Below are 11,384 nucleotides of genomic sequence, written 5' to 3'. Positions count from 1 at the left end.
GTTCCAACGTGGCCTGGGACCTGCGCAAGGCGCAGCCCTATGACAGCTACGAAGAGTTCGACTTCGACATTCCCGTGGGCCTGACCGGCGATTGCTACGCCCGTTATCTGGTCCGCATGGAAGAGATGAAGCAGTCGATGTTCATCATCCGCCAGGCGCTGGACAAGCTGTCCAGGACGCCGGGCCCGGTGAAGGTGAATGACCGCAAGGTCACGCCGCCCAGCCGGGGCGAGATGAAGCGCTCGATGGAAGCGCTGATCCACCATTTCAAGCTGTACACCGAAGGCTATCACGTGCCGGCCGGCGATACCTATACGGCGACCGAGTCGCCCAAGGGCGAGCTGGGCGTCTATCTGGTGTCCGACGGGACGAACCGCCCGTACCGTTGCAAGATCCGCCCGACCGGCTTCTCGCACCTGCAGGCGATGGATTTCATGTCCAAGGGCCACATGCTCGCCGACGCGGTCGCGATCATCGGCTCGATGGACATCGTGTTCGGAGAGATTGATCGATGAGTGCCGCCCATTCCCATGGTCCCGCGGTCGCGGAGCCGACCAGCTTCGAATTCACAGTAGAGAATATCGAGCTGGCGAAGCGCATCATCGCCAAGTACCCCGAAGGCCGACAACAGAGCGCGGTGATGCCGCTGCTCGACCTGGCCCAGCGCCAGTGCGGCGGCTGGCTGCCCAAGGTCGCCATCGATTATGTGGCCCACTATCTCGACATCGCTCCCATCCGGGCGCTGGAGGTGGCGAGCTTCTATACGATGTACAATCTGAAGCCCGTCGGTAAACACTTCGTCCAGGTCTGCACCACCACGCCCTGCTGGCTGCGCGGGTCGGACGAAGTGCTGCATGCTTGTGAGAAAAAGCTGGGCATCAAGCCGGGCCAGACCACGGCGGATGGTCAGTTCACGGTGATCGAGGTGGAATGCCTCGGCGCCTGCGTGAACGCGCCCATGATGCAGATCGGTGACGATTTCTACGAGGATCTGACGGCGGAAACGACCGAGAAGATCCTGGATGCCTTGGCGCGTGGCGAGAAGCCGGCGACGGGCCCGCAAAATGGTCGCATCCGCGCCTGCCCATCGGGCGGGCCGACGACCTTGACGGAATCGGCCATCAAGGCGGGCGTGAAGCCCGCCGGTCAGGCGTAAGGGGAGGGTGAACCATGCTTCGCGATGAAGACCGCATCTTCACCAACCTCTACGGTTTCGAAAGCCCGTTCCTGGACGGGGCCAAGGCCCGTGGCGACTGGTCCGGCACCAAGGAGATCCTGGATCTCGGCCGTGACAAGATCATTGATCTGGTGAAGGAATCGGGCCTGCGCGGCCGCGGCGGCGCCGGTTTCTCCACGGGTATGAAGTGGTCCTTCATGCCCAAGACCAGCAATGGCCCGGTCTATCTGGTGGTCAATGCCGACGAGGGCGAGCCCGGTACCTGCAAGGACCGGGAAATCATGCGCCATGATCCGCACAAGCTGATCGAAGGCTGCCTGATCGCCGGTTTCGCCATCGGCGCCACCGCCACCTACATCTATATCCGTGGCGAGTTCTATTACGAGGCCGCCAACGTTCAGCGCGCCATCGACGAGGCTTACGCCTCGGGCCTGATCGGCAAGAATGCCTGCGGTTCGGGCTTTGATCACGACGTCTACCTGCATCTGGGTGCGGGCGCCTATATCTGCGGTGAAGAGACGGCGCTGATCGAAAGCATCGAGGGCAAGAAGGGCCAGCCCCGCAACAAGCCCCCGTTCCCCGCCATGGCCGGCCTCTACAGCCGTCCGACGACGGTGAACAATGTCGAATCCATCGCGGTGGTGCCGACCATCCTGCGTCGCGGCGCCTCCTGGTTCGCCAATCTGGGCCGTCCCAAGAACAGCGGCACCAAGCTGTTCTGTGTGTCGGGCCATGTGAACCAGCCGGCGACCGTCGAAGAAGAGATGGGCATCCCGCTGAAGGAACTGATCGAGAAACATTGCGGCGGCGTGCGTGGCGGCTGGGACAACCTGCTGGCCATCATCCCCGGTGGTTCGTCGGTTCCGCTGCTGCCCAAGGAAATCTGCGATACCGTCCTGATGGATTTCGACAGCCTGCGTGAGGTCCGGTCGGGCCTTGGCACGGCCGCCGTGATCGTCATGGACAAGTCCACCGACATCGTGAAGGCCATTGCCCGCCTGTCGAAGTTCTACATGCATGAGAGCTGCGGCCAGTGCACGCCCTGCCGTGAGGGCACGGGCTGGATGTGGCGCGTCATGGAACGTCTGGTGAAGGGTCAGGCCCATGTCGAGGAAATCGACATGTTGCTGGACGTCACCAAGCAGGTCGAAGGCCACACCATCTGCGCGCTGGGCGACGCGGCGGCATGGCCGATCCAGGGTTTGATGCGCCATTTCCGCCCGGAAGTGGAACGCCGCATCCTGGAATATCGCACGCGCGCCGACCGTGGCGCCCGTGTGGCGGCAGAGTAAGGCGGGGGTCCAGAGGATATCATGCCCAAGCTAACCATCGACGGCGTCGAAATCGAAGTCGCCCCCGGTACCTCGGTGCTCCAGGCGTGTGAGCAGCTCGGCATCGAAGTGCCGCGTTTCTGCTATCACGAGCGACTGTCCGTGCCGGCCAATTGCCGCATGTGTCTGGTCGAAGTGGAACGTATGCCCAAGCCGGCCGCCTCCTGCGCGCTGCCGGTGGGTGAGGGGATGGTGGTCAAGACCAACACCCCCAACGTCCACAAGGCCCGCAAGGGCGTGATGGAATTCCTGCTGATCAACCATCCGCTGGACTGCCCCATCTGCGACCAGGGTGGTGAGTGTGATCTGCAGGATCAGGCCGTGTCCTATGGCTATGATCGCGGCCGGTTCGAAGAGAACAAGCGCACCGTCAGCGACAAGTACATGGGTCCGCTGATCAAGACCTATATGACCCGCTGCATCCAGTGTACGCGCTGCATCCGCTTCGTGGATGAAATCGCTGGCGTGCCGGCCCTGGGCGGTCTGGCCCGTGGTGAGCATCTGGAAATCACGCCGGCGCTGGAAGCTGGTGTGAATTCGGAAATGTCGGGCAATCTGGTCGATGTCTGCCCCGTGGGCGCCTTGACCTCCAAGCCCTACTCTTTCAACGCCCGCCCCTGGGAACTGCGTAAGACGGAAAGCATCGACGTCATGGACGCGGTGGGTTCCAACATCCGCATCGACGCAAGGGGCGGCGAGGTTCTGCGCGTTCTGCCGCGCCTGAATGAGGATGTGAACGAGGAATGGATCAGCGACAAGACGCGCTATGCCATTGACGGCCTGAAGCGTCAGCGTCTGGACCGTCCCTATGTGCGCGGTGCCGATGGCAAGCTGAAGCCGGCGACCTGGGCCGAGGCCTTCGCCGCCATCAAGGCCAAGGTTGACGGTGTCGCCGGTTCCAAGATCGCCGGTGTGGCCGGCGATCTGGTCGATGTCGAAAGCACGGTCGCGCTGAAGGACCTGCTGAATGCGCTGGGGTCGCAGAACCTGGATTGCCGTCAGGACGGGGCCAGCTTCGATGCCTCGAACCGCGCCGGCTACATCTTCAATACTGGTATCGCCGGGATTGAGAATGCCGACGTCGTCCTGCTGATCGGCACCAACCCGCGCTGGGAAGCGCCGCTGGTGAATTCCCGCATCCGCAAGACCTACCTGACCGGCAAGCTGAAGAAGGTTGCCGTTATCGGCCAGAATATCGACCTGACTTACCCGACCGAATGGCTGGGTAATTCCGGTTCGGTCCTGACCGATCTGGCCAATGGCACGCACGCCTTTGCGGAGACGCTGCGCAACGCCAAGAACCCGCTGATCATCCTGGGCGCCGGTGCGCTGCGCCGTGGCGATGGCCCGGCGGTGCAGGCGGCGGCGCGGAAGCTGGCCGAGGCGGTCGGCGCCGTGCGCGAAGATTGGAACGGCTTCAACGTGCTGCATCTGGCAGCCGGCCGTGTCGGCGCGCTGGATGCCGGCTTCCTGCCGGGCGCCGGTGGCCGCGATCTGGGTGGTATTCTGTCCGGTGCGCAGAAGGGCGAGATTGAGGTCGTGTACCTGCTGGGTGCCGATGAGATCGAGGGCGACCGCTTCGGGAAGGCCTTCGTGATCTATCAGGGCCACCATGGTGACCGGGGCGCCCATCGCGCCGACGTGATCCTGCCGGGTGCCGCCTACACCGAAAAGAACGCCACCTACGTCAATACCGAAGGCCGCGTGCAGCAGGCCCGTCTGGCCACCTTCCCGCTGGGTGAGGCACGCGAGGATTGGAAGGTCCTGCGCGCCCTGTCGGCGGAACTGGGCCAGACCCTGCCCTATGACACGCTGGGGCAGCTTCGTCAGCGCATGGTCGCCCTGAACCCCGTGTTCGGCGCCCTGGACCGTCTGGTCCCGGCCGCCTGGGGCCCGTTCGGGACTGAGGGTGCGGTGGCCGACGCACACTTCACCTCCCCGGTGGAGAATTTCTACATGACCGATCCGATCAGCCGTGCGTCGCAGACCATGGCCGACTGCACGGAAGCCTTTCTGAAGCCGGCCCTGGCGGCCGCGGCGGCGGAGTAAGTGATGATGTCGGATATTCTGGCTCAACTCGGGGCATTCTGGGCCGATCTGCCGCTGATCGTGCGTATCGTGGTGGGCATCCTGACCATCGTGGTGCCGCTGCTGATCGGCATGGCGATGCTGACCTATTTCGAGCGCAAGGTGATGGCGGCGATGCAGCTTCGCCAGGGTCCCAACATGGTTGGTCCCTTCGGCCTGCTGCAGCCCTTTGCCGACGGTCTGAAGCTGCTGTCCAAGGAAACCGTCGTCCCGACGCAGGCGAATGCCGGCGTCTTCTTCGCCGCACCGATGCTGACCTTCCTGCTGGCGCTGGTCGCCTGGGCGGTCATCCCGTTCGGTGAGGGGCTGGTGCTGGCCGACATCAATGTCGGTGTGCTGTATCTGTTCGCGATCTCCTCGCTGGGCGTGTACGGCATCATCATGGCCGGCTGGGCGTCCAACTCCAAATACGCCTTCCTGGGCGGTCTGCGCGCTGCGGCACAGATGGTGTCGTATGAGGTTTCGATCGGCCTCGTCATCATCACCGTGCTGCTTTGCGTCGGCTCGCTGAACCTGTCGAAGATCGTGGAAGCGCAGAAGACCGTCTGGTTCTTCATCCCGCTGTTCCCGATGTTCATCATTTTCTTCATCTCGGCCCTGGCCGAGACGAACCGCGCCCCGTTCGACTTGCCCGAAGGCGAGTCGGAGCTGTCGGGCGGCTTCAACGTCGAATATTCGTCGATGACCTTCGCCCTGTTCTTCCTGGGCGAGTACATCAACATGATCCTGATGAGCGGCATGACCACGGTGCTGTTCCTGGGTGGCTGGCTGCCGCCGCTGGACATCGCGCCGTTGAACTGGATTCCGGGTCCTTTGTGGTTCATCGCCAAGATCACGTTTGTGCTGTTCTGCTTCATCTGGGTCCGCGCGACGCTGCCGCGTTACCGTTATGACCAGTTGATGCGCTTAGGCTGGAAGGTGTTCCTGCCGTTCTCCCTGATCTGGGTGGTGCTGACGTCCGGCGTGCTGGTCTATTTCGACCTGCTGCCCAAATGATTTCGTGAGGGGGAGGGGGCTTTTCAACCCCCTGCCGGTGATGCTTGAGGGCGGGCCGCAAGGCCGGTCCGTTTATGGAGGTGAAACATGGCCTTGCTCGACCGTACGGCGCGCGGCCTGTTCTTGTGGGAACTCGTGAAGGGCATGGCGCTGACTTTCAGCTACATGTTCAAGCCCCGTGTGACCCTGAACTATCCGTATGAGCGTGGCCCCACGAGCCCGCGTTTCCGGGGTGAGCATGCGCTGCGCCGCTATCCCAACGGGGAAGAGCGCTGCATCGCCTGCAAGCTGTGCGAGGCCATCTGCCCGGCCCTGGCCATCACCATCGAGGCCGAACCGCGTGAGGATGGCAGCCGCCGCACCACGCGCTACGACATCGACATGACGAAGTGCATCTATTGCGGCCTGTGCCAGGAGGCCTGCCCGGTTGATGCCATCGTCGAGGGGCCGAACCTGGAATTCGCGACGGAAACCCGCGAGGAGCTGTACTACAACAAGGACAAGCTGCTCGCGAATGGTGACCGTTGGGAGGCGCAGATCGCGGCCAACCTCGCCGCCGACGCGCCCTACCGCTGACCTCATCGATGGCCGGGTCCCTGGCCATCCACATTCCTTCGCCCGGAGTATCCTCCGTGACCCAGTACCCGATGACCACAGCGCCGGAGGCGGCGTAACATGACCCTGACCACAATCGCATTCTATGCGTTCGCCATCGTTCTGCTGGCTTCCGCCGTGCGGGTGATCACGGCCAAGAACCCGGTACACTCGGTTCTGTTCCTGATCCTCGCCTTCTTCAACGCGGCCGGCCTGTTCGTGCTGATCGGCGCTGAATTCGTGGCCATGATCCTGGTCATCGTCTATGTCGGCGCAGTGGCGGTGCTGTTCTTGTTCGTGGTGATGATGCTCGACATCAATTTCCAGGAACTGCGGCAGGGCTTCATGCAGTACATGCCGGTGGGGCTGGTCGTTGGGGCCATCCTGGCGGTTGAATTGGTGTTCCTGGCGACGACGCAACTGGCCGGCGGCCCCGTGGGTGGCCAGGCCAACAATGCGCCGATCCCGCCGGTCGATCAGATGACCAACACCGAAGCCATCGGCCACATCCTCTATACCGACTATGTGTATGCCTTCCAGGTCTCGGGCCTGATCCTGCTGGTCGCCATGATCGGTGCCATCGTGCTGACGCTCAGGTCGCGCCCCGGTGTCCGTCGCCAGCAGATCGGCCAGCAGCTTGATCGCAAGCGCGGCGAGGTTGTGCAGGTACGCAAGGTCCCGACGCGGGGGGGCGTCTGATCATGGAATTCGGCTCTATCGGCCTGGCGCATTACCTGACGCTGTCGGCCATCCTTTTCACCATCGGCGTGTTCGGGATCTTCCTGAACCGGAAGAACGTCATCATCATCCTGATGTCGGTCGAGATGATCCTTCTCGCCGTCAACATCAATCTGGTGTCGTTCTCCGTCTATCTGAACGATCTGGTGGGTCAGATCTTCACCATGTTCATCCTGACGGTGGCCGCCGCAGAGGCCGCCATCGGTCTGGCGATCCTGGTGGTCTATTTCCGTAACCGCGGGACCATCGCGGTTGAAGACATCAACATGATGAAGGGTTGAGGCGGGGCATCATGGAAATCGCTGCCATCTTCCTGCCCCTGTTGGGCGCCTTCATCGCCGGGTTCTTCGGGCGCATCATCGGCGACCGCGGGGCCCAGATCGTCACCTGCGCCGGTGTGCTGACGGCTGCTGTCCTGTCCGTGATCCTGTTCACCCAGATCGGGTTCGGCGGGCCGGAGGCGGCGCGCACCATCGAGCTGTTCACCTGGATCGACAGCGGCACCTTCGAGGTGTCCTGGTCGCTGCGCATCGACACGCTGACCGCCGTCATGCTGGTCGTCGTGAACGGCGTCTCCTCCATGGTGCATGTCTATTCGGTTGGCTATATGAGCCACGACCCGCACCGGGCGCGCTTCATGGCCTACCTGTCGCTGTTCACCTTCATGATGCTCATGCTGGTGACCGCCGACAATCTGCTGCAGATGTTCTTCGGCTGGGAAGGCGTGGGCGTTGCCTCCTATCTGCTGATCAATTTCTGGTACGAGAAGAAGAGCGCCAACGACGCCTCCATGAAGGCGTTCCTGGTGAACCGCGTGGGCGATTTCGGCTTCGCGCTGGGCATCATGGCCATCTACATCATCTTCGGGACCGTGGAGTTCGACGGCATCTTCGCGCAAGCAGCAAGCAAGGCAGACGCAACCTTCCACTTCCTGTCCTGGGACGTGCATGCGCTGACCTGCGCCTGCCTGCTGCTGTTCATCGGCGCCATGGGCAAGTCGGCGCAGCTTGGTCTGCACACCTGGCTGCCGGACGCCATGGAAGGCCCGACCCCGGTGTCGGCGCTGATTCATGCGGCCACGATGGTGACCGCCGGTGTCTTCATGCTGGCTCGGATGAGCCCGGTGTTCGAATATGCGCCGGTCGCGCTGGAGGTCGTCACCTATCTGGGTGCCGCCACCGCCTTTGTGGCCGCGACCATCGGCCTGACCCAGTTCGACATCAAGCGCGTCATCGCCTATTCGACGATGAGCCAGCTTGGCTACATGTTCTTCGCCATCGGTGTCGGCGCCTATCCGGCCGCCATCTTCCACCTGATGACGCACGCCTTCTTCAAGGCCCTGTTGTTCCTGGGCGCCGGTTCGGTCATCCACGCCATGTCGGATGAACAGGACATGCGCAAGATGGGCGGCATCTGGAAGCTGATCCCCGGCACCTATGTGATGATGTGGATCGGCAACTTGGCCCTGGCCGGTATCCCGTTCTTCGCGGGCTTCTATTCCAAGGACATGATCCTGGAAGTGGCCTATGCCAAGCACTCGGCTGCTGGTTCCTTCGCCTTCTGGATGGGCATCGCCGCCGCCTTCATGACGGCCTTCTATTCCTGGCGCCTGCTGATCATGACCTTCCATGGCAAGCCGCGTGCGTCAGAGAAGGTGATGGCGCATGTGCATGAAAGCCCGGCCGTCATGCTGGTGCCGCTGATCGTCCTGTCGATCGGCGCCCTGTTTGCCGGCTTCGTCGCTTATCCCTGGTTTGTCGGTCACGATCTGGAGCATTTCTGGTCGGGCAGCATCGTGATGCTGGCCGGCGAGCATGGCACGATCATCGAGGCCGCCCACCATGTGCCGGGCTGGGTGCCCTATGCCCCGCTGGCCGCCGGCGTCGCGGGTATCGTGCTGGCCTATGTGTTCTACATGTTCAGCCCCGGCCTGCCCGGTGCCTTCGTGAACAGCTTCAAGGCCATCCACGGCTTCGTGTTCCGCAAGTACATGTTCGACGAACTGTATGACGCCCTGTTCGTGCGTCCGGCCATGAAGCTGGGCTTCGGCCTGTGGAAGGGTGTCGATATCGGCGTGATCGACGGGCTGGGTCCCGATGGGGCCGCCGCTGTCACCCGCCGCCTGTCGCTGGCGTCCAGCCGGGTTCAGTCGGGTTATGTGTACCATTATGCATTCGTTATGGTGATCGGCGTGGTCGCGTTGGCCGGCTGGTTCCTCCTGGCGCGTTGAGGTAGGGAGTCTTTCGAAATGGCCGATGTGCCGATCCTTTCGCTGACGACGTTCCTGCCCCTCGTCGGTGCCCTGTTCATCCTGCTCATCCGTGGTGAGCAGGAGGCGGTGGCCCGCAACGCCAAAAGCGTGGCGCTGTGGACGTCCCTGATCACTTTTATCGTTTCGCTGTTCATCCTGACCGGCTTCGATCCCTCCAACCCCGGCTTCCAGCTGGTGGAGGAGGTGGCTTGGCTGCCGGCCTTCAACATTGCCTATATCAAGGGCGTTGACGGCATCTCCATCTGGTTCGTGCTGGCCTCCACCCTGCTGACCCCGATCTGCGTCCTGGCTTCCTGGGATGCGGTGGAAAAGCGCGTGAAGGAATTCATGATCGCGCTGCTGGTGCTGGAGACCATGCTGATCGGCATGTTCACCGCACTGGACTTCGTGCTGTTCTACCTCTTCTTCGAAGGGGTGCTGCTGCCGATGTTCCTGCTGATCGGCGTCTGGGGCGGACCCAATCGCGTCTATGCGGCCTACAAGTTCTTCATCTACACCTTCATCGGTTCGGTGCTGATGCTGCTGGCCATCCTGGCCATGTATCTGACGGCCGGGACCATGGATATGCGGGTGATGGTGGACTATCCGTTCCCCAGCAACATGCAGATCTGGCTGTGGCTCGCCTTCTTCATCGCCTTTGCGGTGAAGACGCCGATCTGGCCGGCCCATACCTGGCTGCCCTTCGCCCACGTGGAGGCGCCGACGGCGGGTTCCGTGATGCTGGCCGGCGTGATGCTGAAGATGGGTGGTTACGGCCTGATCCGCGCCAATGTGCAGATGCTGCCGGAAGCCAGTTTCTTCTTCCAGGATGTGGTCTTCTTCATGTCCATCGCCGCCATCATCTACACCTCGCTGGTGGCGCTGGCGCAGTCCGACATGAAGAAGATGATCGCCTATAGCTCCGTTGCCCATATGGGTTACGTGTCGATGGGCATCTTCGCCATGAACCAGCAGGGTCTGGATGGCGCGATGTTCCAGATGCTGAGCCACACTTTCGTGTCGGCGGCACTGTTCCTGTGCATCGGTGTCGCCTATAACCGCCTGCATACCCGCGAGATGGCTGCCTATGGCGGCATGGCCAAGAACATGCCGCGCTATGCGGTGGTCTTCGCCATTTTCATGTTCGCGTCGGTCGGCCTGCCGGGCACCTCGGGCTTCGTGGGTGAGTTCCTGACGATGCTGGGCGTGTTCGAGGTCAGCACCTGGTACGGCATGCTGTCGGCCACGGGTCTGGTCCTGGGTGCCGCCTACATGCTGCTGCTCTATCGCAAGCTGTTCTACGGCAAGCTGGACAAGCCGGAAGTGAAGGCCATGCAGGACCTGTCCATGCGGGAAGTGGCGTTCTTTGCGCCGCTGGTCGCCATCGTGGTCATCATGGGCGTCTATCCGGCCAGCTTCCAGAATGTCTACAACCCGACCGTTGAAAAGATCCTGGCCGATCATCAGGCGTCGCTGAAGGCGGCCGGCCTGATCGAGGTCGAGGCGCCAAAGACAGCGGGACTGCGTACCGAAACCCCGGCGACCCAACCGGCGAGCGAGAACTAAAGCCATGGCAATTATTCCCGATCTGGCCCCGGCCCTGCCCGAGATCTTCCTGGCTTGCGCCTCCATGGCCCTGCTGATGATCGGCGTGTTCCGGGGTGACGGCAGCCTGCGCCTCGTCTCCTGGCTGACGGTCGCCGCGTTCATCGTCACCGGCTTCCTGCTATTGCAGGGGCCGGATGGGCGGAATGTCACCTTCAACGGCATGTTCGTGGCCGACAGCTTCGGCACCTTCGCCAAGCTGCTGATCCTCATCGCCTCGTCGCTGGCCGTCATCTTGTCGGTCAACTATCTGGAGAAGGAGCGGGTGGCCCGGTTCGAATATCCGGTGCTGATCGCTCTGGCCACGCTTGGCATGCTGGCCATGGTGTCGGCCAACGACCTGATCTCGCTCTATGTCGGGTTGGAGCTGCAGTCGCTGGCGCTCTACGTCATCGCGTCCTTCAAGCGCGATGTGGCCAAGTCGACGGAAGCTGGCCTGAAGTACTTTGTGCTGGGTGCGCTGTCATCGGGTGTGCTGCTCTATGGCTGTCTCTTGTACTTTTCCTACTGCCGCATCTGTGAAATTTCCAGCAACAGCAACCCGAACAGCAGAATCTCTTTTTAAAGAGTCTGTTTTTAATGCAACAGTGTCTACCAATTTCAT

At 62.3% G+C, this 11,384-nt stretch carries 10 protein-coding genes and 1 pseudogene; all 11 read left to right on the top strand.

The annotated features are described in order from the left end of the window. A pseudogene (locus tag KBA48_RS29980) lies at positions 1–515 on the top strand (NADH-quinone oxidoreductase subunit D); the annotation flags it as partial. Then, positions 512–1,156: an NADH-quinone oxidoreductase subunit NuoE gene (nuoE, locus tag KBA48_RS29975; RefSeq protein ID WP_292912357.1), complete on the top strand. Its 645-nt coding sequence runs from the start codon at positions 512–514 to the stop codon at positions 1,154–1,156. The pseudogene KBA48_RS29980 and the gene nuoE, both read left to right, overlap by 4 nt. A 14-nt stretch (positions 1,157–1,170) precedes the next feature. Next, positions 1,171–2,469, top strand: a complete 1,299-nt coding sequence (gene nuoF / locus KBA48_RS29970) for an NADH-quinone oxidoreductase subunit NuoF (RefSeq protein WP_292912356.1) — start codon at positions 1,171–1,173, stop codon at positions 2,467–2,469. Positions 2,470–2,490: 21 nt separating this feature from the next. After that, positions 2,491–4,557, top strand: a complete 2,067-nt coding sequence (nuoG, locus tag KBA48_RS29965) for an NADH-quinone oxidoreductase subunit NuoG (RefSeq protein WP_292912355.1) — start codon at positions 2,491–2,493, stop codon at positions 4,555–4,557. 6 nt (positions 4,558–4,563) lie between these two features. Beyond that, positions 4,564–5,592 carry an NADH-quinone oxidoreductase subunit NuoH gene (gene nuoH / locus KBA48_RS29960; RefSeq protein WP_292912358.1) on the top strand — a complete coding sequence of 343 codons (1,029 nt, stop codon included), beginning with the start codon at positions 4,564–4,566 and terminating at the stop codon, positions 5,590–5,592. 87 nt (positions 5,593–5,679) lie between these two features. Further along, entirely contained in the window at positions 5,680–6,168 is a 489-nt protein-coding gene (gene nuoI / locus KBA48_RS29955) for an NADH-quinone oxidoreductase subunit NuoI (protein ID WP_054170170.1), read from the top strand. Between the two features lie 99 nt (positions 6,169–6,267). Continuing rightward, entirely contained in the window at positions 6,268–6,885 is a 618-nt protein-coding gene (locus KBA48_RS29950; protein WP_292912354.1) for an NADH-quinone oxidoreductase subunit J, read from the top strand. Positions 6,886–6,887: 2 nt separating this feature from the next. Next, positions 6,888–7,205 (top strand): NADH-quinone oxidoreductase subunit NuoK, encoded by a 318-nt coding sequence (nuoK, locus tag KBA48_RS29945; protein WP_292912353.1) that lies wholly within the window; start codon positions 6,888–6,890, stop codon positions 7,203–7,205. Between the two features lie 11 nt (positions 7,206–7,216). Next, complete coding sequence (nuoL, locus tag KBA48_RS29940) at positions 7,217–9,154, top strand: NADH-quinone oxidoreductase subunit L (protein ID WP_292912352.1); 1,938 nt, start codon at positions 7,217–7,219, stop codon at positions 9,152–9,154. An 18-nt stretch (positions 9,155–9,172) separates the two neighbouring features. Then, positions 9,173–10,741 (top strand): NADH-quinone oxidoreductase subunit M, encoded by a 1,569-nt coding sequence (locus KBA48_RS29935; RefSeq protein ID WP_292912351.1) that lies wholly within the window; start codon positions 9,173–9,175, stop codon positions 10,739–10,741. A gap of 4 nt (positions 10,742–10,745) precedes the next feature. Then, positions 10,746–11,345, top strand: coding sequence for a proton-conducting transporter membrane subunit (locus KBA48_RS29930; protein ID WP_292912350.1), 600 nt, complete (start codon positions 10,746–10,748; stop codon positions 11,343–11,345). The last annotated feature ends 39 nt before the right edge of the window (positions 11,346–11,384 follow it).

It is taken from the genome of Niveispirillum sp., assembly GCF_017996735.1.
In the GTDB taxonomy this organism is placed as follows: Bacteria; Pseudomonadota; Alphaproteobacteria; order Azospirillales; family Azospirillaceae; genus Niveispirillum.
This window is presented reverse-complemented; position numbering and strand designations above follow the sequence as displayed.